This window comes from Arthrobacter sp. SDTb3-6 (assembly GCF_013376095.1).
Classification (GTDB): domain Bacteria; phylum Actinomycetota; class Actinomycetes; order Actinomycetales; family Micrococcaceae; genus Specibacter.
Genome location: NZ_JAAMFN010000010.1, coordinates 82326 through 105743, shown reverse-complemented (window position 1 = coordinate 105743; position 23418 = coordinate 82326). Strand labels below are relative to the sequence as shown.

At 68.1% G+C, this 23418-nt stretch carries 17 protein-coding genes and 1 riboswitch; of the genes, 2 read left to right on the top strand and 15 right to left on the bottom strand.

Annotation, left to right across the window (positions count from 1 at the left end):
• Positions 1-43: 43 nt before the first annotated feature.
• From rpmA to G6035_RS07295, 4 genes are all read right to left on the bottom strand, one after another.
• Positions 44-301 carry a 50S ribosomal protein L27 gene (rpmA, locus tag G6035_RS07310; protein ID WP_176616417.1) on the bottom strand — a complete coding sequence of 86 codons (258 nt, stop codon included), beginning with the start codon at positions 299-301 and terminating at the stop codon, positions 44-46.
• A gap of 64 nt (positions 302-365) precedes the next feature.
• Complete coding sequence (gene rplU, locus G6035_RS07305) at positions 366-674, bottom strand: 50S ribosomal protein L21 (protein WP_176616427.1); 309 nt, start codon at positions 672-674, stop codon at positions 366-368.
• Positions 675-1041: 367 nt separating this feature from the next.
• Positions 1042-2607: a bifunctional hydroxymethylpyrimidine kinase/phosphomethylpyrimidine kinase gene (locus G6035_RS07300; protein ID WP_176616416.1), complete on the bottom strand. Its 1566-nt coding sequence runs from the start codon at positions 2605-2607 to the stop codon at positions 1042-1044.
• Positions 2598-2696: riboswitch (TPP riboswitch) on the bottom strand. (Overlaps the previous gene by 10 nt.)
• 114 nt (positions 2697-2810) lie before the next feature.
• Positions 2811-6500: an Rne/Rng family ribonuclease gene (locus tag G6035_RS07295; protein WP_176616415.1), complete on the bottom strand. Its 3690-nt coding sequence runs from the start codon at positions 6498-6500 to the stop codon at positions 2811-2813.
• Between the two features lie 395 nt (positions 6501-6895).
• Between G6035_RS07295 and G6035_RS07290 the strand changes: the two genes are divergently transcribed.
• Complete coding sequence (locus G6035_RS07290) at positions 6896-7519, top strand: vitamin K epoxide reductase family protein (protein WP_176616414.1); 624 nt, start codon at positions 6896-6898, stop codon at positions 7517-7519.
• 95 nt (positions 7520-7614) lie between these two features.
• Here the strand turns inward: G6035_RS07290 and ndk are convergent, their stop codons facing one another.
• The 6 genes from ndk to G6035_RS07260 form a co-directional block, all read right to left on the bottom strand.
• A complete protein-coding gene (gene ndk / locus G6035_RS07285; protein ID WP_176616413.1) occupies positions 7615-8031 on the bottom strand; it encodes a nucleoside-diphosphate kinase in 417 nt (138 codons plus the stop codon).
• Between the two features lie 78 nt (positions 8032-8109).
• Positions 8110-8538 (bottom strand): DUF4233 domain-containing protein, encoded by a 429-nt coding sequence (locus tag G6035_RS07280; RefSeq protein WP_176616412.1) that lies wholly within the window; start codon positions 8536-8538, stop codon positions 8110-8112.
• A gap of 3 nt (positions 8539-8541) precedes the next feature.
• Positions 8542-9924, bottom strand: coding sequence for a folylpolyglutamate synthase/dihydrofolate synthase family protein (locus G6035_RS07275; protein ID WP_176616411.1), 1383 nt, complete (start codon positions 9922-9924; stop codon positions 8542-8544).
• Entirely contained in the window at positions 9921-13208 is a 3288-nt protein-coding gene (gene ileS, locus G6035_RS07270) for an isoleucine--tRNA ligase (protein ID WP_176616426.1), read from the bottom strand. The genes G6035_RS07275 and ileS overlap by 4 nt, the downstream gene beginning before the upstream one ends.
• Before the next feature lie 303 nt (positions 13209-13511).
• The gene (locus tag G6035_RS07265; RefSeq protein ID WP_176616410.1) at positions 13512-14267 is read right to left on the bottom strand and encodes an SDR family oxidoreductase; all 756 of its coding nucleotides are present in this window, start codon (positions 14265-14267) and stop codon (positions 13512-13514) included.
• Between the two features lie 20 nt (positions 14268-14287).
• Positions 14288-14644 (bottom strand): DUF488 domain-containing protein, encoded by a 357-nt coding sequence (locus tag G6035_RS07260; protein WP_176616409.1) that lies wholly within the window; start codon positions 14642-14644, stop codon positions 14288-14290.
• Positions 14645-14890: 246 nt separating this feature from the next.
• On the opposite strand from G6035_RS07260, the gene valS reads away from it, so the two are divergent.
• The gene (gene valS, locus G6035_RS07255) at positions 14891-17512 is read left to right on the top strand and encodes a valine--tRNA ligase (RefSeq protein WP_176616408.1); all 2622 of its coding nucleotides are present in this window, start codon (positions 14891-14893) and stop codon (positions 17510-17512) included.
• Here the strand turns inward: valS and G6035_RS07250 are convergent.
• The 5 genes from G6035_RS07250 to clpX all read right to left on the bottom strand — a co-directional run bounded on the left by G6035_RS07250 (position 17509) and on the right by clpX (position 23323).
• A complete protein-coding gene (locus G6035_RS07250) occupies positions 17509-18348 on the bottom strand; it encodes an SGNH/GDSL hydrolase family protein (protein ID WP_371130902.1) in 840 nt (279 codons plus the stop codon). The genes valS and G6035_RS07250 overlap by 4 nt on opposite strands.
• Before the next feature lie 14 nt (positions 18349-18362).
• Positions 18363-19706 (bottom strand): UDP-glucose/GDP-mannose dehydrogenase family protein, encoded by a 1344-nt coding sequence (locus G6035_RS07245; RefSeq protein WP_176616407.1) that lies wholly within the window; start codon positions 19704-19706, stop codon positions 18363-18365.
• Positions 19703-20848, bottom strand: coding sequence for a glycosyltransferase family 4 protein (locus G6035_RS07240; RefSeq protein ID WP_371130901.1), 1146 nt, complete (start codon positions 20846-20848; stop codon positions 19703-19705). Before G6035_RS07240 ends, G6035_RS07245 begins: the two co-directional genes overlap by 4 nt.
• Before the next feature lie 502 nt (positions 20849-21350).
• Complete coding sequence (locus tag G6035_RS07235) at positions 21351-21971, bottom strand: DsbA family protein (RefSeq protein WP_176616406.1); 621 nt, start codon at positions 21969-21971, stop codon at positions 21351-21353.
• A 65-nt stretch (positions 21972-22036) separates the two neighbouring features.
• On the bottom strand, positions 22037-23323 hold the full coding sequence (gene clpX / locus G6035_RS07230) for an ATP-dependent Clp protease ATP-binding subunit ClpX (protein WP_176616405.1): 1287 nt from the start codon (positions 23321-23323) through the stop codon (positions 22037-22039).
• Positions 23324-23418 lie beyond the last annotated feature (95 nt).

Genomic DNA, 23418 nt, shown 5'->3' with positions numbered 1-23418 from the left:
GGAGCGGGCCTGCAGGCCCGCTCCACTGGTAAATGCCTTGGTGTTAGGCCGTGGCTGCGACGATGTTCACGACGCGGCGGCCGCGGCGCTGGCCGAACTCGACTGCGCCGGCGTCCAGGGCGAACAGGGTGTCGTCCTTGCCGATGCCCACGCCCGCGCCGGGGTGGAAGTGGGTGCCGCGCTGGCGGACGATGATCTCGCCGGCCTTGACGACCTGGCCGCCGAAGCGCTTCACGCCGAGGAACTGAGCGTTGGAATCACGACCGTTGCGAGTGGAGCTCGCGCCCTTTTTATGTGCCATTTGAAATGCCTACCTTTTGACTAAAAGACTGCTGAAGAGGATCTGTTTCGCTTGCGTAGGGTAATTACGCGATCGAGGTGATCTTGACCTTGGACAGTTCCTGACGGTGGCCCTGGCGCTTCTTGTAGCCGGTCTTGTTCTTGTACTTCTGGATGACGATCTTCGGTCCGCGAAGATCCTCCAGCTTCTCAGCCGTAACCTTCACATTTGCCAGGTCCTTTGCGGCGGTGGTGAGCTTCTCACCATCAACCAGAAGCAAAGCGGGCAGCTCAAGCGTGCTGCCGACTCCACCGGGGACGCGGTTCATGGTCACGTAGTCTCCGACGGAAACCTTTTCTTGACGGCCGCCTGCGCGGACAATCGCGTACACCACTGGGGAACTCACTTCTCTCGACGTTTATTACAAAGAATTAATGTGCCTCAACGCCGTGGACCTCAATGGAGTTCGACCATGGAGTGGTTGCCCTAAGTGTTGGCGTAAGCACCGAAGAACAAGAATACGCTAATTCCTGGCCCGGCCGCAAATGAGACTGGTTCCGCATACCGGCGCGCAGGCAGCCGGGCTGCTGCCCGTCCGCCCCGTCCGTTCAACGGAACCGTGCACCACCACCTTAGCGGACGGGCGGCGTGGAACGGCGTCTTGGCGGGCGTGGCGCGCCGCTTTAATCCGCGGCGGCCCCGTGGCGTTCATCACGCCCACCTCGGCGGGGCCCCTGCCGCACGCCTGGCGGCGGGCCCGTTCAGGCATGGCGGCGGGGTGCGTCAAAAAAGTCAACCTCGTACCGTGCCGAATGCACGAAGGCCTCGCGCATGCGCTCCCGCTCCAGGGCAGATCCGCGCACGGCGGCCGCGTCGACGATGGCGACGGCCCGCGCCGTGGCCTCCGCGAAGGCCTCATCCGCGTAGGTCTCCAGCCACTCACCGTAGGGGTGGGCACCTGCGCCCGTGCCGGCGTCGTCCGCCAGCGTGCGGTCCCGCAGGTAGCCGGCGTGGAGCACGCGGCCCACTTCCGCATACAGCCAGTAGCAGGGCAGCACGGCGGCGGCCAGCTCGGCGTAGCTGCCCGAGAACGCCACGGCCGACAGGTGGTCCACATAGTGCTTGGTTACGGGGCCCCGGGCCACCTCCACGGGGTGGCGGCTGAGCCATTCCCGGTGCAGCGCCAGTTCCACGACCAGGCAGTTCTGCGCGCCGGCGGCCCAAAAACGCTGCTCGTCCTCAGTGGGGGCGAGGGCGCTGGCGCGGGACAGCACGCGCGAGTAGGCGTTGAGGTACTGCGCGTCCTGGGCCAGGTAATAGGCAAAGTGCCGCTCGTCGAGCCCGCCCGAGGCCAGCTCGCGGATGAAGTCCAACGCAAAGATGGCCTCGCGCTCCGGTGCGATCTGCGCCCACAGCGACCGGGTGAATTCGCCGGCGGCCGGAGCCTGCAGGGCCCACAGTTCGTGGAAGTGGTTGAGCGGTCCGTGCCCGTGCCCGATGTCGAGGACCCCGGACGCCTGCAGGCAGCCGGTCAGCCAGTCCTTGGCGCGGCGCATGCTTTCGGCCCAGCTGCCGGTCTGCACCTGCAGGGTGGCCAGCGCCGCGGACAGCGAGCAGCCGGTGCCATGCGTGTTGTCGGTGTCCACGCGCGGGCCGGCAAAGATTTCCACCGAGCCGTCCGGTCCCACCAGCGCATCGGGGCACTGGTCACCCTCCAGGTGACCGCCCTTGACCAGCACGGCTGTCCCGTGGACCGCGGCCAGGGCCTTGCCCTGCTGCAGCGCCGCGTCCCAGCTGGCAGCCTCGGGCTCCCCGCACAGGACTGCCAGTTCGGCCAGGTTGGGCGTGGCCAGGTGGGCCTGGTGCAACAACCGGAGCAGGGACTTGCGCGCGTCCCCGTCCACCAGCGCATCCCCGCTGGTCGCCACCATCACCGGGTCAAGCACGACGACGGGCGGCCGGGTTTCCGCCAGCCACTCCCCCACCGTGTCCATCACCTCGGCGTTGGCCAGCATGCCGATCTTGACCGCGTCAATGGTGATGTCCGCGGAGAGGCTGTCCAGCTGCTGCCGGAGAAAATCCGCAGCCGGGACGTGGACGCCCTGGACACCCTGCGTGTTCTGGGCCGTCAGGGCCGTAATGGCAGCCATGGCGTAGCCGCCGTGGGCCGAGATGGACTTGATGTCCGCCTGGATGCCGGCGCCGCCCGAGGGGTCGGAGCCGGCGATGCTGAGCACGTGCGGCGGCCGCGGTGCGGGACCGGCGGCCGGCTGGTTCGGGGCGGGCTGCGGGTTCGTGGTGGTCCGGGGCGTGGTGTTGTGGGTCAAGCGGACATCCCTTCGCCGGTGCTGGCCGGTCAGGTTCAACGGGTTTGTTCTCAGCCGGCCCTCGTGGCCTGGCACCCCGTGTCGCTCACCACATTAGCGCCCCTGCTTCCGCTTAAGCGAAAACTGGGTGCCAGTAGTTACCGCATCGCAACCGGAAAAGGTTGACAAAACCGTAACTATTGACACCCAGTTGGGCGGGGACGCTACAGCTCGGAAGCGGGCACGCCGACGCCGAGCATGATGATCGGGGCCGCTTCCTTCGCTGCCGCCGGTCCGGCCTGCGCCGTCTCAGCCTGCGCCGAACCCGTCCGCTCCGACCCGGTGTGCGCGGCCGGCTGGGCCGGGCCGCTCGTGTGAGGCGTGCCGCCCTGCCCGGCCGGGACGGCCGAGGTCTCAACGCTCATGTCCGCACCGCCCTGTGCGCTGCGGGCGCTGCGGTTGCGGCGCGGACGGCGGGAGCGCGAGCGTTCCGGGGATCCGTCCCGGCCCTCGGACGCGGCGTCGCCGGCGGCCCGGCCGGTGCCCGGCCCTGCGGCGGTGGGAGCGGCCGCGGGCGCCGCTGCAACGCCATCCGTGGCCTTCGGGCCGGCGAGCTGGTCCAGTGCCTGGGCCAGGCCGGCCAGCGCCGCCGCCTGCTCGGCACGGTGGTCGTCGCCGGCGGGGTGGTGGCCGCGGGGCAGCGCCACGGCCTCACCGCCGAGCGTCACCGTCGCGGTCTCCGCCAGGCTGGTGGGCAGCGTTTCGACCTCGACGGCGGCGACGTCGTCGTCCGCACGGCCCGGCTCGGTGCGGGCGGGCGCGCCGTTGCCGTTCCCGGCATGGCCGTCCTGCGCGGGCTCGTGGTGCGCGGCGGCCGCCGCAGCGGCAATGCTGGCCAGCGCGGCACGTGCCTGGGTGGCCTTTTGCTGCCGCTCGGCCTCGGCTGCCGGGTCCACGACGGCGGCCTCAAGGTGCTCGTGCGCCTCCTGCCCGTCACCCTCGTGCTGCTGGGAACGGTTGCGGTTGCGCTTGCGTTCGCTGCGCGTGGAGCGGTTGGCAGTGCGTTCGACGTCGCGGTGCTCGCTCCGGCCCGGCTGCGGGTGGTGCTGCTCGGCAGCCACCGTGTGGACGCGGCGGTGCTCCACGGGGATCTCGTGGGTGACCATGCCCCGTCCGGCGCAGGCCTCGCACAGCTCCCCGAACACTTCCAGCAGCCCGGTGCCCATGCGCTTGCGCGTCATCTGCACCAGTCCCAGGCTGGTGACCTCGGCCACCTGGTGCTTGGTCCGGTCGCGTCCCAGGCACTCGACCAGGCGGCGGAGCACCAGGTCCCGGTTGGATTCGAGCACCATGTCGATGAAGTCGATGACGATGATGCCGCCGATGTCACGCAGGCGCAGCTGGCGCACCACTTCCTCGGCCGCCTCAAGGTTGTTCTTGGTGACGGTTTCCTCGAGGTTGCCGCCGGAGCCGGTGAACTTTCCGGTGTTGACGTCCACCACGGTCATGGCCTCGGTGCGGTCAATGACCAGCGAGCCGCCGGAGGGCAGGAACACCTTGCGCTCAAGGGCCTTGGAGATTTGCTCGTCGATGCGGTGGGCACCGAAGATGTCCTCGGACTTGGTCCATTTTTCCAGGCGGTCCAGCAGGTCGGGGGCCACGTACGTCACATACGCCTCAATGGTGTCCCAGGCTTCCTCACCGGAGACGATCAACTTCGTGAAGTCCTCGTTGAAGACGTCGCGGACCACCTTGATGGTGAGGTCCGGCTCGGCGTAGAGCATTTCGGGGGCGAGCGTCTTGGACGATGCGGCACGGGTGCTGATGCCCTCCCACTGGGCGCGCAGCCGGTTGATGTCGTTGGTGAGCTCTTCCTCGCTGGCACCCTCTGCCGCGGTGCGCACAATGACGCCCGCATTTTCGGGCAGGTGGTCCTTCAGGACGCGCTTGAGCCGGTTGCGTTCGACGTCGGGCAGCTTGCGGGAAATGCCGGTCATGGACCCGCCCGGCACGTACACCAGGTAGCGGCCCGGGAGGGAGACCTGGCTGGTCAGGCGCGCACCCTTGTGACCGACCGGGTCCTTGGAAACCTGGACCAGGACGGAGTCCCCGGACTTCAGCGCGTTCTCGATGCGGCGCGGCTGGCCGTTGAGCTTGGCGGCATCCCAGTCCACCTCGCCCGCGTACAGGACGGCATTGCGGCCGCGGCCGATGTCCACGAAGGCGGCTTCCATGCTCGGGAGCACATTCTGGACCCTGCCCAGGTAAACGTTGCCGATGAGTGAATCCTGCTGCGTCTTGGACACGAAGTGCTCGGCGAGGATACCGTCCTCCAGGACGCCGATCTGGATCCGGTCATCGTTTTGGCGAACCACCATGACACGGTCCACGGATTCGCGGCGCGCCAGAAACTCCGCTTCCGTGATCACGGTGCGGCGGCGGCCTGAGTCGCGGGAGTCGCGGCGGCGCTGCTTCTTCGCTTCCAGGCGCGTTGAACCGCGCAGGCTCGTCACCCGGTTGGAGGCACTCTGGGAGGATTCGACGGCGGGGCGCGGTGCCCGCACCTTGGTGACGGTGTTGGGCGGGTCCTCGTCGGTGCCGCCGGTCAGTTCCAGGTCCGCGTCCCCGCGGCGGCGGCGCCGCCGGCGGCGGGACGTGACGCCGTCGGAGTCCTCGGCGGCCTCTGCGGCATGGCCGGTGCCGCCGTCCGCGTCGTTGTCCTGTTCGACGTCGGCGGGTCCGCCGTGGTCGGAGGACTTGTTGCGGCGGTTGCGGTTGCGCCCGCGGCCGCGGCGGTGGTCGGCGGAGTCTTCGTCCTCGGCGTCGTGGTCTTCCCCGACAGCCGCGGTGGTGGGCGCGGGGACGGCCAGGCTGAGGTCGGGGGCCAGGAACAGGCCGGAAATTCCGGCTCCCGGGGCCATGAACAGGGAATCCACGGCCGGGGCGGCATCAGTGGCGGAGGACGCGGGAGCCGTGGCCTGCCCGGCGTCCGCGGCGGTCCCGGCAGCGTCGGCTGCGGTGCCGCTTGCTTCAGCGGACGTGCCTGCGCCCGCCTGGGTGGCGTCGGCGGCTGCCGTCGGTTCCCCGGTGTCGGCATCTGCGGTGTCGCCCGCGGCGGGTTCCTGCACGGGCTTCACGGTGGATTTCGCGGCAGCCGGCTTGCGGCGGCTGCGGGTGGCCCTGGCTGGCGCCTCTTCCGTCGTGGCTGCTTCGGCGGCGGGCGCTTCGGCGGCCTCAACGGCAGCGGTCGTTTCGGCGGGCGCTGCTACGGCGGGGGCGGACGCCTTGGCGCGGCTGCGGCGCGCGGGGGCCTTCTTGGCAGGTGCTTCCACCGCTGCCGGCGCTTCGGCGGGGGCAGCAGCAGCCGCCACGCCGTCGCCTGTCTGGCCCAGGGACAGTTCGCCCTGGACGGCCGTGGCAGCCGGGGCGGTGACCGGTGAGGTGGCCCGGCGGCGGGTGGCCCGCTTGGCGGGGGCCTTCCTCGCTTCGGCAGGCGCCGCGGCAGCAGCCTCGGGGGCGGCAGCCCCGGCACCGGCAGTGCCGGCGTCAGCAGCCGGTGCGGTGGAGGTTGGGGCGGTGGGAGCCTGGTCGGCGGTGGCCAGGCCGTCGAGCAGGTCCGGCGTTTCGGCCACGGCCTTCTTGGCCCGGCTGCGGCGCACCGGCGCCTTCTTGGCCGGGGCGGCATTTCCGCCCTCGGAGGCAGGCACGTCGGCCGCAGTTCCGGCGTCGGCACCGGCACGGGCGGCACCCCGGGAAACGGCCGAGGTGTCGGTCACCGTTGCCGTGGCGCGGCGCGGGCGGCGCGCCTTGGCCGGTGCCGCACCGTCGGCGGGACCGCCCACTGCGGCGTTGCCGGCTGCAGCACTGCCTGCAGCTGCTGTGCTTGATTCTGTTGCGGGCTGTTCATTATCCATTTGTGGCGTTACTTTCGCGCCGCTGCCACACCCCCACATCGGGTGCCGCGAACGGCTGATGTGCCGGCACCCGCGGGCGCCGGCGGAAGTCGTCTAATTGCTTCGCGGGCGGCACCACCTTTATACGGGTGCGCAAGCTCGCAGGAAGCCAATGGCGTGCCGCTGCCGCAGTTGCTCTGCGTGGGGCTGCCCGGTGGATGGCTGCCATGGAATGGAGCGTCGTCACCGGCAATCCCGAGGGCCTGCCATTGGACCAAAGGGCGCATGTGGATCGCCGATCAGCCACCCTTATTGTCTCATACGCAGCCGCCGGCAGGGCCTTGGCAGGCACGGCGCGCCAAGTTTGCCACGCTACAATCAGGACAACAATGCTGCCCCGAGGAGAAAAGGCCAAGATGCCGAGCCCCAGTGTTTCCGCGCGCCCAGCCGATGCCGCCCTCGTGGGGGCCCGGCCCTTTGGCTGGTTCCTGGTCATTGCCGGGGCCGTCGCCTGGCTGGCCTCCGCCGCCCTCGTGCTGGACCGCCTCAAGCTGTACGCCAATCCCCACGCGGTCCTGAACTGCGACGTGAACTCCTGGATCTCCTGCGGCGACGTCATGAAGACGCCCCAGGCGGCCATCTTCGGCTTCCCCAACCCGTTCATCGGGATCGTGGCCTTCGCGGTGGTCATCACCACGGGCATGGTGCTGCTCGCCGGCGCCAGGCTCGCGCGCTGGTATTGGATCTGCTTCAATGTGGGCGTCGCACTCGGGCTGGTGCTGGTCTGCTGGTTCTTCACGCAGGCCGTGTATGTGCTGGCCCTTCTGTGCCCTTACTGCATGGTGGTGTGGGCCATGGTGATCCCGGTGTTCGTGTGGGTCACCGTCCGCAACCTCAGGCATGGCGTGATCCCCGCAGCTCCCGCCGTAGCCAGGTTTGCCGCCGACTGGGCCTGGGTCATCACCGCCCTGGCCTACCTGGGCATCATCGCGGCGATCTTCTTCAAGTTCATGCACGTGATCATCCCGTCGAACGCCTGAACCGCCCCGGCGAAAACCTTCCTGCCGGAAAGGCGCGTACGACGACGAAAGGGCACCTCCCGCCGGGAGGTGCCCTTTCGTGTGTGGCCGGTCTTTTAGGCGAACCAGATGCCGATCTCACGTTCGGCGGACTCCACCGAGTCCGAGCCGTGGACCAGGTTCTGCTGGACCTTCAGGCCCCAGTCGCGGCCGAAGTCGCCGCGGATGGTGCCGGGTGCGGCCGTGGTCGGGTCGGTGGTGCCGGCGAGGGCGCGGAAGCCTTCGATGACCCGCTCGCCTTCAAAGATGGCGGCCACGACGGGGCCGGACAGCATGAATTCGACCAGGGGCTCGTAGAACGGCTTGCCGGCGTGCTCTGCGTAGTGCTGCTCGAGCTGTTCGCGGGTGGCGGTGACCTTCTTCAGTTCGGCCAGCGTGTAGCCCTTGGCTTCGATCCGGGCCAGGACGGCACCGGAGAGGTTGCGGGCCACGCCGTCGGGCTTGACCAGGACGAGGGTGCGCTCAATGCTCACAGTTGTTCCACTTTCGGTAATGAGGGGTTTCACAGGCAAGTCTACGGGCCATCCCGCAGCTGCCGAAACGAAAAAGGGCTAGCCTTCCTCGGGGTGGGCGGCTTCCCATTCGGCCTGCTGGCGGGCCCGTGCCCGGTTCTCCCGGTCGATGCGCCCGCCCATGTGCAGGGCGTACCACCAGGCGATGGCGAACAGGACGCCCACCACGAACATGGACGTCTCCCAGAAACCGCCGGCAATCAGCAGCAGCTGCAGGATCCAGCCGTCGGCCGGCCCCCACTTCCTGCCGATGACCGCGCAGGTGGCCACCATCAGCACGGCCAGCACGCCCGCGACCAGGAGGTAGACCGGGTTCTTGCCATGCACCCCGAACAGGCCCAGGCCCAGGAACAGTGCCACGAACGCCTCCAGCACCAGGACGGTGGAGGCAAACATGGCCTTGGTGGAGCGCAGCTTTTTGGGCATCCCGGGGCGCCATTCACGCTGCGCCTTGGTCAGTCTTGCCATGCCTTAGGCACCTTCCTTTTCGCCGGGGCGGCCCAGCAGGATGCGGGCCTCGCCCACCACGGTGATGGAACCGGTGACCAGCACGCCGCCGGCCAGGTCGTTGTTGGATTCGGCGCGTTCCACGGCCCACTCGATGGCGTCGTCGAGATTCTCGGCAATGTGCACGTCCTCCTCGTTCCAGCCCAGGTCCACGGCCATTTCGGCCAGTTCGGCGGCGGGGATGGCGCGGGGCGAACTGGACTGGGTGAGGCACAGTTCCCCGGCCTCGTCCCCGTAGGACTCCTTCAGGGTCCGCAGGATCTCCTCGGCGTCCTTTTCAGCCAGCACGCCCAGCACCACCACCAGCTTGCTGAAGGCGAAGGCCTCCTGCAGGGCTGCGGCGCTGACGGCGATGCCGGCGGGGTTGTGCGCGGCGTCCACGACGATGGTGGGCGAGGTGCGCAGCACCTCCAGGCGGCCGGGCGAGGTGGCGTTGGCGAAGCCCTCCTGGACCAGGTCCAGGTTCAGTTCCTTCCCTCCCCCGCCGAGGAACGCCTCCAGGGCGGCGAGTGCGACGGCGGCGTTCCCGGCTTGGTGCGCGCCGTGCAGCGGCAGCAGGATGTCCGGGTAGCGGCCGGCCAGCCCCTGCAGGGTGACCATTTGCCCGCCCACAGCGATGGTGCGGGACTCCACGCCGAACTCCACGCCTTCAAACTTGAAGGTGGCGTGCATTTCCCGGGCTTTGTCCAGGATCACCTGCGCCGCATCGACGGGCTGGACGGCGCTGATGACGATGGCGCCTTCCTTGATGATTCCGGCCTTTTCCACGGCAATTTCGCCGGTGGTGTCCCCCAGCAGTTCCATGTGGTCCAGGGAGATGGGGGTGATGACGGCAACCTGGCCGTCGCCGACGTTGGTGGCGTCGGTGATGCCGCCCAGGCCCACTTCCAGCACGGCCACGTCCACGGGCTCGTCCGCAAAAACGGCGTAGGCCAGGATGGTCAGGCACTCAAAGTACGTCAGGCGCTGCTCGCCGGCGGACTCCAGCTCGCCGTCGACCATCTGCAGGTACGGGCGGATTTCGTCCCAGATCCGCACGAACGTGGCGTCGGCAACCGGGGCGCCGTCGATGCTGATGCGCTCGGTGACCCGGGTCAGGTGCGGGCTGGTGTACCGGCCGGTGCGCAGTCCGTGGGCCAGCAGCCCCGACTCGATCATGCGGGCCGTGGACGTTTTGCCGTTGGTGCCGGTGATGTGGATGATCGGGAACGCCTTGTTCGGCTCCCCCAGGATGTCCATGGCCCGGAACAGCGGGGCCAGGCGCGGCTCCATCTTGTTTTCCGGGGCGCGGCCCAGCAGCTCGGCGTAAACGCTCTCCACGGAGAATTCGTCGTGTTCGTGGCTCATGGGGCAACAGTCCGTTCAACAGTGATGGTGGTGTCAACGTCGCCGGGAACCAGTTCCAGTTCGAGGGTGAGCGTTTCCTTTTTCACCAGGCCGGCATTGGCGTGGAGGGCGTCCACGACGTCCTGCGGGGCCTGGACGATGGTGCGGATGCGGTCGCTGACGTTTAGTTCGGCGTCCTTGCGGGCCTGCTGGATGGCGCGGACCATGTCCCGGGCGGTGCCCTCGGCCTCCAGCTCGGGGGTGAGGGCGGTGTCCAGCACCACGAATCCGCCGCCGGGCAGCATGGCAACCGCGGTGGAGCCGCCGTCGTGCGCCTCGGAGACCACTGTCTCCAGCGTGTATTCGGACGGTTCCAGGACCAGCCCGCCGGCGGTGACGGTGCCGTCCGTGACCGACCAGTCGCCGGACTTGGCGCCCTTGATGGCCTTTTGGACGTCCTTGCCGAGGCGGGGGCCGGCAGCGCGGGCGTTGACCACCAGCTTTTGGGAGATGCCAAACTCTTCCGGGGACGCGTCGGCCGAGTCCACGAAGCGCACCTCGCGGATGTTCAGTTCGTCGGCCACCGTGCCGGCGCCGCCGTCGAGGGCCGCCGCATTGGGGGCCACCACGGTGAGGCCGGCCAGGGGCAGGCGCACGCGCAGCTTGGCGGCCTTGCGCAGGCTGGAACCGGTGGAGCAGATCTGCTGGACGCGGTCCATCTGCTCCACCAGGGCCGGGTTGGGCAGGAAGAGGTCGGCGTTGGGCCAGTCGGTCAGGTGCACCGAGCGTCCACCCGTGAGGCCGCGCCAGATCTCCTCGGTCACCAGCGGCAGCAGCGGGGCGGCGGTGCGGCAGACGGTTTCCAGGGCGGTGTACAGCGCGTCGAATGCGTCCGTGTTCTCGTCGAAGAAGCGGTTCCGGCTGCGGCGTACGTACCAGTTGGTGAGCATGTCCAGGTAGCTGCGCAGCTCGTCGCAGGCGCCGGAGACGTCGTAGGAGTCGAGTTTGGCGCCCATGCTGTGCACCAGGTCGCCGGTGTTGGCCAACAGGTACTGGTCCATGGGGTCGGGGTAGCCGTCAAAGCGCAGCTGCGCGTCGTGGCCCTTGCCGCCGTTGGCCGTGTTGGCGTACAGGGTGAAGAAGCTATAGACGTTCCACAGCGGCAGGATGACCTGGCGGACGCCGTCGCGGATGCCCTGCTCCGTCACGATCAAGTTGCCGCCGCGCAGGATGGGGCTGGCCATCAGGAACCAGCGCATCGCGTCGGAGCCGTCGCGGTCCAGCACCTCGGAGACGTCCGGGTAGTTGCGCAGCGACTTGGACATCTTCTGTCCGTCCGAGCCGAGCACGATGCCGTGGCTGATGACGTTGCGGAATGCGGGCCGGTCAAAGAGTGCGGTGGAGAGGACGTGCAACATGTAGAACCAGCCGCGCGTCTGCCCGATGTACTCGACGATGAAGTCCGCCGGGTTGTGCGTGTTGAACCAGTCTTCGTTCTCGAACGGGTAGTGCACCTGGCCGTAGGGCATGGAGCCGGAGTCGAACCAGACGTCCAGCACGTCCTCGACGCGGCGCATGGTCGACTGGCCCTGTTCGGGGGTGCGGGGGTCGTCAGGGTTGGGCCGGGTGAGCTCGTCGATGAACGGGCGGTGCAGGTCCACCTCGCCCGCCTTGTTCAGCGGCAGGCGGCCGAAGTCGGCCTGCATGCCGGCCAGCGAGCCGTACACGTCGGTGCGCGGGTACTCGGGGTCGTCGGACTGCCACACCGGGATGGGGCTGCCCCAGTAACGGTTGCGGCTGATGGACCAGTCGCGGGCGTTGGCCAGCCACTTGCCGAACTGGCCGTCCTTGACGTTGCCGGGGATCCAGTTGATCTCCTGGTTCAGTTCGGTCATGCGGTCCTTGAACTTCGTCACCTCCACGTACCAGGAGGAGATGGCGCGGTAGATCAGGGGTGTTCGGCAGCGCCAGCAGTGCGGGTAGCTGTGCACGTAACTGGCCTGGCGCAGCAGCCGCCCGGCATCGCGGACCACGCGGGTGATGGTCTTGTTCGCATCAAAGACCTGCACGCCGGCGATGTCGTGCAGCGGCCCGCCCTCGAACAGGGGCAGGAACTTGGCGCCCTCGTCCACGGAGAGCACCACGGGGATGCCGTTCGCCTCACAGGCCTTCTGGTCCTCCTCGCCGTAGGCGGGTGCCTGGTGGACAATGCCGGTGCCGTCGGTGGTGGTGACGTAGTCCGCCACCAGGAACTGCCAGGACTTGGCCGTGCCGTACTTTTCATCGTCGGCAAAGTAGTTCCACAGGGGCTCGTACTTCAGCCCCTCAAGGTCGGCGCCCGCGTAGCTGGCGGTGACGGCGGCCGTCGCAGCAGCGGCGTCGTCGTACCCCAGGTCCTTGGCGTAGGAACCCACCAGGTCGGCGGCCAGCAGGAAACGCCCGGCGGTGGCGCTGGCGCCGTTCGGCCCGGCGGGCACGACGGCATAGGTCACCGCGGGCCCGACGGCGAGGGCCTGGTTGGTGGGCAGGGTCCAGGGCGTCGTGGTCCAGGCGATCGCGGCAACGCCGGCCAGCTCCCGGGAGATCGCCGAGTTGCCGGGCAGGATCGGGAAGGTGACGGTGACGGTCTGGTCCTGGCGGTCCTTGTAGACGTCGTCGTCCATGCGCAGCTCGTGGTTGGAGAGCGGCGTCTCGTCCTTCCAGCAGTAGGGCAGCACGCGGTAGCCGTTGTAGGTCAGGCCCTTTTCGTGGAGCTGCTTGAACGCCCAGAGCACGGATTCCATGTAGTCGACGTTCAGCGTCTTGTAATCGTTGTCAAAGTCCACCCAGCGGGCCTGGCGGGTGACGTACGCCTGCCATTCGCCGGCATACTTCATGACGGATTCGCGGCAGGCGTCGTTGAACTTGTCGATGCCCATGGCCTCGATCTGCTTCTTGTCCGTCATGCCCAGCTGCTTCATGGCTTCCAGCTCCGCGGGCAGCCCGTGGGTGTCCCAGCCGAAGCGGCGCTCCACGCGGCGGCCGCGCTGGGTCTGGTAGCGGGCCACGAGGTCCTTGACGTAGCCCGTGAGCAGGTGCCCGTAGTGGGGCAGGCCGTTGGCAAAGGGCGGCCCGTCATAGAAGACGAACTCGTTTGACCCGTCCTGCCCGGCTTCCCGCTGGTCAATGCTGGCCTGGAAGGTGCCGTCCTCGGCCCAGTACTTGAGCACCAGTTCCTCCACTTCCGGGAAACGCACGGAGGCGGGGACGTGGTTGGAGTCGGCGTGGAGGCCGGCGGCGGCTGTTGCCTTCGGGAAGTGGGTCATCACATCATCCTGGTCGTGGGCGTTCATTTCAGGATGCAAGGACGGCTTGCGCCGCGGTACCACCTCGCTTGCCGCGCCAGGTTTTCACCGGATGCGGCCGCTTGTTGACTGCTGTGACGGGCTTACCCGTCCGGTTCTACCGGCCACTGTTCGGGGCGTTCTTCCGGAAGCTCACCGGTGATGGCCGGGTCGAAGCTTTGTTGTCCATGATACGGGACATTTTCCCGTCCCGTGGTGCGCGGCGGCCGGAGCGGGCACTGTTGTGCGCAGCGGCCGGAGGGGCCGCCGCGCCCAACAGGGCTGTTACTGCCGGACGAGCTTGTGGTTGGCGGCCTGGGCCACGGGGCGGATGACGATCTGGTCCAGGTTGATGTGGTGCGGAAGCCCGACGGCGTACGCCACCACCTCCGCCACGTCGTCCGCCGTGAGGGGCTTGGACACGCCCTGGTACACCTTGTCCGCCGCGGCCTGGTCGCCGAGGCGGTTGAGCGCGAACTCCTCGGTGTGGACCAGGCCCGGCGCCACCTCGATCACCCGCAGGTTGTGTTCCACTTCTTCCAGCCGCAGCGCGTTCGTGAGGGCGTGCTGGGCAAACTTGGCCGCGTTGTAGCCGGCGCCGCCCTCGTAGGCGGCGAGCCCGGCGGTGGAGGTCAGGTTCAGCACGGTTCCGGCACGGTGTTCGCGCAGGGCCGGCAGGAACGCCCGGACCATCTTCATGGTGCCCATGACGTTGGCTTGGAACATCCATTCCCAGTCCTCGTTCTGCGCCGCTCCTATGCTGTCCGCTCCGCGGGCGCCGCCGGCAACGTTGATGAGCGTGTCCAGCCCGCCGTTTTCGTCGACGAACGCAACCAGGGCGGCGACGTCGTCGTCCTTGGAGACGTCGGCGGCATAGGCCAGGGCGCCGGTTTCCGCGGCGAGCTTCTCGAGCCGGTCGGCGCGGCGGGCCACGGCCACCACCTGCCAGCCGGCGGCACGCAGGGCGCGGACGGTGGCCTCGCCGATGCCGGTGCTGGCGCCGGTGACCACTGCATGTTTGATGGGTGCGTTTTCTCTCATGCCACCAATCTATCGCGCGGTCAGCCCAGTTTTGTGTCCACGCCGTTGAGGAAGTCCAGCAGCACCGTGGCCTGGTTTTCGTGGTGGTCCTTGGCACTGAAGAGCAGCACCACCTTCGGGTGTTCCTGCGCGAGCGCCCGGATCTGGTCCACGGCCGGGTTTGTGGCCAGTTCCGCCCGGTAGTCCTTAACGAAGGTGGCAAAGTTCTCCGGCTGGTGGTTGAAGGCGTTGCGGACCCCGGTGCTGGGTCCGGCCTCCTTCAGCCAAACGTCCACGCGGTCCTTCTTGATCCCGCGCGGCCACAACCGGTCCACCAGGATCCGGAACTCGTCCGGTTCAGGGTCCTCATACACCCGCAAAGTCCGCATTGTGCCCATGACCGCATCATAGCCCCGACCGCACCATAGCCCCGGGGCCCTGATGCCGGGTTCCGGGCACCCCTGCGTCGCTTATGCGCCGGACCCGCACCCGCTTCGGCGCATCTTGTCCACTGGCGCCAAACCCACGGCGGGTTCGGCGCATAGGGAACGTGGCCGGCTCCGAAGCGGCGCCGCGTCCCCGTCCACCGGCAGCTTCGCACGCGGAAATCCTGTTCCGGCACGAACTCATGAAAGAATTGGCCCATGGCTGAAAACACTCCGGGCACAGACACGCCCGCAACCCCCGCAAGCAACGTTCCCGACAAGCCCGCACTGGAAGGGCTGGAAGCGGCGCTGACCCGGCGTTGGCTCGAGGAGGGAACGTACCGGTTCAACCGTGAGACCACGCGGGAGCAGGTGTACTCCATCGACACCCCCCCGCCCACCGCCTCCGGTTCACTGCACGTGGGGCACATGTTTTCCTACACCCAGACCGACGTCCTGGCCCGCTTCCAGCGCATGAACGGCAAGAACGTGTTCTACCCGATGGGCTGGGACGACAACGGCCTGCCCACCGAGCGCCGCGTCCAAAACTACTTCGGCGTCCGCTGCGATCCGAAGACCCCGTACGACGCCGGCTACCGCCCTCCCGCGTCCCCCGCCAAGAACCAGCGTGATTTCGACGTCGTCTCGCGCCGGAACTTCATCGAGCTCTGCGAAGAGCTGGCCGTCGAGGATGAGAAGGTCTTTGAAAACCTGTTCCAGACCCTGGGCCTTTCCGTCGATTGGAACCTGAGCTACCGCACCATCGACAACCACTCGCGCGCGGTGTCCCAACGCGCCTTCCTGGACAACCTGGCCGCCGGCGATGCCTACATGGCCGAGGCCCCCACGCTTTGGGACGTCACGTTCCGCACCGCCGTGGCCCAGGCCGAGCTCGAGGACCGCGACGTGGCCGGCGCCTACTACCGCTACCCCTTCTTCGCCGAGGACGGCACGAAGGTCTTCATCGAGACCACTCGCCCCGAACTGCTGGCCGCCTGCGCGGCGCTCGTTGCCAACCCGGACGACGAACGCTACCAGCCGCTGTTCGGCAAGAAGGTCACCTCGCCGCTGTTCGGCGTCGAGGTTGAGGTCCGCGCCCATCCGCTGGCCAAGGCGGACAAGGGCTCCGGCATCGCCATGGTCTGCACCTTCGGCGACCTGACCGACGTCACCTGGTGGCGCGAACTGCAGCTGCCCACGCGGGCCATCGTGGGCCGCGACGGCCGGATCCTCGGCGACACCCCCGAATGGATCACCACGGAGGAGGGCCGCGAAAGCTACACCAAAATTGCCGGGAAGACCGTCTTCAGCGCCAAGGAAGGCGTGGTGGCGATGCTCGCCGAAATCGGGCTGCTCGACGGCGAGCCGAAGAAGATCATGCACCCCGTGAACTTCTTTGAAAAGGGGGACAAACCCCTGGAAGTTGTCACCTCCCGCCAGTGGTACATCCGCAACGGCGGCCGCGATGAGGACCGCCGCGAACGCCTCATCAGCCGCGGCAAGGAGATCGAATTCCACCCCGCCTTCATGCGCTCTCGCTACGACAACTGGATTTCCGGGCTGAACGGCGACTGGCTCGTTTCCCGCCAGCGTTTCTTTGGCGTGCCGGTCCCGGTCTGGTACCCGCTGGATGCGGACGCGAACCCGGACTACGACCACCCCATCCTGCCCACGGCGGACATGCTCCCGGTGGACCCGGCGGCGGACGCGGCCCCCGGCTTCCCCGAGGACCGGCGCAATGCGCCCGGCGGCTTCATTGGCGACGCGGATGTCCTGGACACCTGGGCCACGTCGTCGCTGACCCCGCAGATTGTGGGCGGCTGGGGCCAGGACGAGGACCTGTTCGCCAAGGTCTACCCGTTCGACCTGCGCCCGCAGGGCCACGACATCATCCGCACCTGGCTGTTCTCCTCGGCCGTGCGTGCCGATGCGCTCCAGGAGAGCGCGCCGTGGAAGCACGCCGCCATTTCGGGCTGGATCCTGGACCCGGACCGCAAGAAGATGTCCAAGTCCAAGGGCAACGTGGTGGTCCCCAACGACGTGCTCGACGCCTACGGTGCCGACGCCGTCCGCTACTGGGCCGCCTCGGCCAAGCTTGGTGCCGACACCGCCTATGAGATTGCGCAGATGAAGATCGGCCGCCGCCTGGCCATCAAGCTGCTCAACGCCTCCAAGTTCGTGCTGAACCTGGGCGCCACGGATGCCGACGTCATCACAGGCGCCACGGACGTGGCCACCAACCCGTTGGACCGCGCCGTGCTGGCCCAGCTGGCCGACGTCGTTCGCCAGTCAACCTCGGCGTTTGAAAAGTATGACTACGCCAAGGCCCTGCAGATCACCGAGAGCTTCTTCTGGCACTTCACGGATGACTATGTGGAGCTGATCAAGGACCGTGCCTATGGTGCGGCCGGCGATGCCGAGCAGGCGTCCGTGCTGGCGGCACTGGCCACCACGCTGGATTCACTGCTGCGCCTGTTCGCACCGTTCCTGCCGTTCGCCACGGAGGAGGTCTGGAGCTGGTGGCGCACCGGCTCCGTCCACCGCGCGTCCTGGCCCGCGGCAGTGGAGGTGAACGACGGCGACACCACCATGCTGGCCACCGTCGGCGCCGCGCTGGGCGGCATCCGCAAGGCCAAGTCCGAGGCCAAGGTCAAGCAGCGCACCCAGGTGCTTTCGGCCACCGTCACCGCGGATGCGGCCCAGGCCGCGCAGCTGCGCGCCGGGCTCGGCGACCTCAAGGCCGCCGCGAACGCCCTGGACCTCACGGTGGCCGAGGACACCGGCGGACTCACGGTGTCCGACGTCGTGCTGGCGCCGGCTGAGGAACCCGTCCAGGCCTAATCTCCACGCCCTCCCCGGTTTCGTTCCTCGGCCGGGGCCCCTCGGGCGCGTGGGCCCGGCGCCAGCTTCCGCAGGCCTTTCCGCCGTGGCACGCGCACCGGCTCGGGCCAGCGCGGTGTGAGCGTGTCACCGAGAGTCACCCCGCGCAGCTTGCGGGCGAACATGGGCAGCACCCACTCTGTGGTCCACCGGTACTGGTCCCGTCCCCACTGTCTCCAGGTGGGGGCGGGACCTTGCTTTTTGTGTTTGGGACCAATGCCGTGGGGCACGCCGAGCAGGTCCATGACCTGTCCGGCCATGTACTTGTGGCCTGCCTTGGACATGTGCAGGCGGTCCGGACACCAAAAGTGGGGGTTCCGGTAGGCCTCGAAGGTGGCAAAGTCGACCACCACGGCGCCGTGGCGCCCGGCGATGCGCCGGACGCCGTCGTTGTACAGGTGGTTCTTGCGCCGCAGCGGGGCAAGCACTGCGGAAACTTCGATGTCGTAGCCCGTGAACAGCAGCAGCTGCGCTCCCGTGGCTGCCAGTCCGGCGACGAGCGCCTCATACTGGGCCAGGATGTCCGCGACGCGCGTGCCGATGTCCATCACGTCGTTGCCGCCCGCGTACAGCGTGACGAGGCTCGGCTCCATGGCGACGGCGGGTCCGAGCTGTTCGGCCAGGATGTGGCGCAGGCGCTTGCTGCGGATGGCCAGGTTGGCGTACTCCCAACCGGGTTCGTGCCGGGCCAGTCCCTCGGCAACGCGGTCGGCCCAGCCGCGCACGCCGTTGGGCAGGTGCTTGTTGGGGTCGCCCACCCCCTCGGTGAACGAGTCCCCCAACGCAACGTACCTCACCCTTGCCCCACGTCTCAGACGGCCGTCCGGGCAGCCCCCACGTGCGGCCCGGTCCCCTTCCCGATCCCGCGGTATTCCCAGCCCGCGGCGCGCCAGGCACCGGCGTCCAAGGCGTTGCGGCCATCGACCATGGCAGGCCGGTCCACGACGGCGGCCACCTCCGCCGGGTCCAGGGCGGTGAACTCCGCCCACTCGGTGAGCAGCATCGTCAGCTCGGCGCCGCGCAGGGCCTCCAGCGCCTCCGGCTCGAACTCCAGCTGCGGGTGCGCCAGCCAGGCGTGGCCTGCGGCCTGCGGGTCGCTGACGGTGACTTGGGCACCCTGGGCGGCCAGCTGCAGGGCGATGTCCAGGGCGGGCGAGTCCCGGGTGTCGTCGGTGTGGGGCTTGAACGCCGCGCCCAGGACGGTGATCCGGCGCCCGGCCACCTGCCCGTCGCACATGGCCACCGCGGCCTCGGCGGCACGGTAGCGGGCGTCGGCATTGATGCCGTCCACAAGGGAGAGCAGTTCGTCGAGCGATTCCACGCCGTGCTCCTGCGCCTGTACCCGGAACGAGCGCAGGTCCTTGGGCAGGCAGCCGCCGCCAAACCCGACGCCGGCCCGGAGGTAGCCGGCGCCGATGCGGGCGTCGTGCCCCAGGGCCCCGGCCAGGTCGACGACGTCGGCCCCCACCTGCCCGCACAGCTCGCCGACGGCGTTGATATAGGAAAGCTTGAGGGCCAGGAACGCGTTGGCGGCCACCTTGATAAGTTCTGCCGTTGCATAATCGGTGGCAACGCACGGGGTGCCGCGCTCCAGGAAGGGCGCGTAAACGGCGTCGAGCATGTCACGGGCCGCCCGGCGGTCTTCCCCTTCGGGCAGCCCGTAGACCATGCGGTCCGGCATCAGGGAATCCGTCACGGCCGTCCCCTGGCGCAGGAACTCCGGATTCCAGGCCAGCATGGCACCGGTTCCGGCGAGAAGGGCTGCCACGCCCGCGGACGTGCCGACAGGGACCGTGGACTTGCCCACCACGAGGTCCCCCGGGGCCAGGCACGGGCGGAGCGCTTCGACGGCCCCACGCAGCTGTCCCAGGTCTGCCCCGTTGCCGGTTTTCGCCTGGGGCGTGCCGACGCAGATGAAGTGGACGCGGGCTCCGGCGAGCCGGACGGGGTCGGTGGTGAACGTGAGCCTGCCGGACGCGCTTCCGTCCTGCAGCAGGGCGGCCAGTCCTGGTTCGTGGAAGGGTGCCCCAGCCCGCGCCAGCTGGGAGACCTTGGCGGAGTCGGTGTCCAGGCCCGTGACGTGGTGCCCCAGGGAGGCGAGGGCTGCGGCATGGACAGCACCCAGGTAGCCGCAGCCAATGACGGAAACTTTCATTTGATTCCTCCCAGTCCGGCGCCCTGGCGGGCGTGCCGGTCGATGGTCTCGCTGTACAGCTCCATGAGCTGCCCGCACACCACGGCCCAGGTGCGGCCCTCGACCGCGGCGCGGGCCGCCGATCCGAACGCGGCACGCTTGGCACCGTCGCCCACCAGGTCCTCCACATAGCCGCGCAGTTCGCCCAGCTCGCCGGGCTGGTAGAGCCAGCCGGTGCGCGAGGAGTCCACCAGGTCAAGGGGGCCGCCGCGGCCCGTGGCCACCACCGGCACGCCGGACGCCATGGCTTCCTGGATGGTCTGGCAGAACGTTTCCAGCTCGCCCGGGTGGACAAAAAGGTCCAGTGAGGCCATGGCGGCGGCCAGCTTCTCCCCCGCCAGGAAGCCCGTGAAGTGGGCATGGGGCAGGGCCTCCTGGAGTGCCTGGCGCTGGGGGCCGTCACCCACCACCACCAGTCGCGTGCCGGGGATGCCGGCCAGGACGGCAAGGTCTGCCACCTGCTTTTCCAGGGCGAGCCGGCCCACATAGCCAATGACCGTTTCGCCCCGGGGCGCCACGAGGCGCCGGAATGCCTCGCTTCGCTTGGACGGGTGGAACCGGCCGGTGTCCACGCCGCGGCGCCACAGCTCGACGCGCGGGACCCCGTGCCCGCGCAGCTGGTTGATGGCATCCGTGGACGGGGCAAGCGTCCGCGTGGCGGCCATGTGGATCCGCTCCACCCGTGCCCACGCCCAGTTCTCCAGAAACGGCATGCCGTACTTTGCGGCATAGCCGGGGACGTCGGTCTGGTACACGGCCACGGTGGGCAGGCCCAGCTGTTGGGCGGCGCGCACCCCGCGCCAGCCCAGTACGAACGGGGACGCGAGGTGGACAATGTCCGGGTTGAAGGCGGCGAGCATCGCCCGGACACGGGCCACCCCGCCCACGGCCACCCGCACGTTGCGGTAGCCTGCCACAGGCATGGCAGGCAGGCGCCATACGGTGGCGCCCTCCACCCGGCGTGGCGCGTCGGCGGTGGTGGACGGGGCAATGACCAGGACCTCGTCGCCGCGCTGCTTAAGGTGTTGGAGGATTTTCAACAGGGAATGGGTGACCCCGTTCATGTCCGGCAGGAACGATTCAGCAACTATGGCAACCTTCACGCCCCCAGCGTGTCGGGCAGACATGGCCGGTGTCCGGAACTCGGGGAACGTCCCGGTGAAGAGTGGGTTAACGCCGGTCCGGCCCACCCTCTGCCGCCGGGGCAGGTGGGTCGCAGTTGTTGCAGGAAATTGGCCGGAAATCGCGTATTTTCCGCAACAACTGCGACCCAGTTGCGGACGGTGGGCAAAGGGGAAGCCCCATCGGCATTTTGCCGTCGGTGGGGCTTCGGCTTTCGGCCACCGTGTGACGTTCGGCGGTCTGTTGGACTCCGTTGACATTCAACGCCTTTAGCCGCGTCACCGGCTTCCAGTTCCTTCAATTAACGAGCCTCCGCCGTGAGGTGGTGCTCAATTTTCTTTTCGGTTCTGTCGTTGAATTTCTGGCGTCCATCCCCTCTCCCGAAGGATTGGGTAAGAAAAGTATGCGCCCCTCCGCTGGCAAAAACAAGGGCGGGGCGGCAGCAATTTTAATTGCTGCCGCCCCGCCCCGTGCCCCGGGAAACTACCCGAACTGCGGGCTTTCCGTGCGGGTGCGCTTGATCTCGAAGAAGTACGGGAAGCCGGCCAGGGTGGTGGTGGCATCCCACAGCTTCCCGGCCTCTTCGCCGCGCGGAATGCGGGTGATGACCGGGCCAAAGAACGCCGTCCCGTTGAATGCGACGATGGGCGTGCCCACCTCCTGTCCCACCTGGCTGATGCCTTCCTCGTGGCTGGCGCGCAGGGCGTCGTCGTATTCGGTGGAGGTGGCGGCGGCGGCCAGCCCCGCCGGCAGCCCGACCTCGGCGAGGGACTTGGCGATGACATTGTCAATGTCCTTGTCGCCGTTGTGGTGGATGTGGGTTCCCATGGCGTCATAGAGCGGCTTGATGACTTCGCTGCCGTGCTGCTGTGCGGCGGCGATGATGACCCGGACGGGGCCCCAGGCCGTCGCCAGGAACGCCCGGTAGTCGGCGGGCAGTTCGTCGCGGCCTTCGTTGAGGACCGCCAGGCTCATGACATGCCAGTCAACGGTGATATTGCGGACCTTCTCCACCTCGCCGATCCACCTGGACGTGGCCCAGGCATAGGGGCAGGCGGGGTCAAACCAAAAATCGGCCTTTTCGGCAGCGGCAGTTTCAGACAAGGTGGTCTCCTCAGATCGGCTCACAAAGGTGGGCGGCTTACACGCCTGTAAGGCATAACAGCCGATCAGGCGGACTTGTTCCTGCGCTTGGCAACAACATCGTGCGGGATCAGGTTCGGCTCCGCCAGTTTGTTGACCACGTCGGCGGTAATGACGGCGGTGGAGATGTCCTCGCGGCTGGGGAGGTCGAACATGACCGGCTGCAGCACTTCCTCGAGGATGGCGCGCAGCCCGCGGGCACCGGTCCCCCGGGCCAGGGCCTGGTCGGCAATGGCGGCGAGGGCGTCGTCCTCAAACTCGAGGTCAACGCCGTCGAGCGTGAACATCTTTTGGTACTGCTTGATGAGGGCGTTCTTGGGCTCGGTGAGGATCTGGATCAGCGCGCTGCGGTCCAGCTGGGTCACGGTGGTGATGACGGGCAGCCGGCCGATGAATTCGGGGATGAGCCCGAACTTGAGCAGGTCCTCGGGCATGACGTCGGCGTAGCTGGCCTCGGACTGCTTGAGGGCGCTGAGCGGGGCGCCAAAGCCGATGCCCTTCTTGCCGGCGCGCGCACCGATGATGTCCTCGAGCCCGGCAAAGGCGCCGGCGACAATGAACAGCACGTTGGTGGTGTCGATCTGGATGAATTCCTGGTGCGGGTGCTTGCGTCCGCCCTGCGGCGGCACGGAGGCCACGGTGCCCTCCAGGATTTTCAGCAGCGCCTGCTGCACACCCTCGCCGGAGACGTCACGGGTGATGGAGGGGTTCTCGGACTTGCGCGAGATCTTGTCGATCTCGTCAATGTAGATGATGCCCTGTTCGGCCTTCTTGACGTCGAAGTCGGCGGCCTGGATGAGCTTGAGGAGGATGTTTTCCACATCCTCACCGACGTAGCCTGCCTCGGTCAGGGCCGTGGCATCCGCCACGGCGAAGGGGACGTTGAGACGGCGGGCCAGGGTCTGGGCCAGGTAGGTCTTGCCGCAGCCGGTGGGTCCCACCAACAGGATGTTGGACTTGGCAATTTCCACTTCGTCGTGGACGGTGCCGGCCAGCGTGTTGGACTTGACCGCATGGCCGGACTGGATGCGCTTGTAGTGGTTGTACACGGCCACGGACAGGGAGCGCTTGGCCGGTTCCTGGCCAATGACGTACTCCTGCAGGAAGTCAAAGATCTCCCGCGGCTTGGGCAGCTCGAACGCGTCGAGTTCGGCCACCTCGGCCAGTTCCTCGTCAATGATCTCGTTGCACAGCTCGATGCATTCGTCACAAATGTACACGCCCGGGCCCGCAATGAGCTTGCGGACCTGCTTTTGGCTTTTGCCGCAGAAGGAACACTTCAGCAGATCAGTGCTTTCGCCCATCCTGGCCATGTGTGCGTCCTTCCGCGAATGGCAGCCGGCGTGCGCCGCTGCCATTGGTTGTTGCGATTCCGGCAGCCTGGGCCGCCCTGCCTTGCGTATGGTTC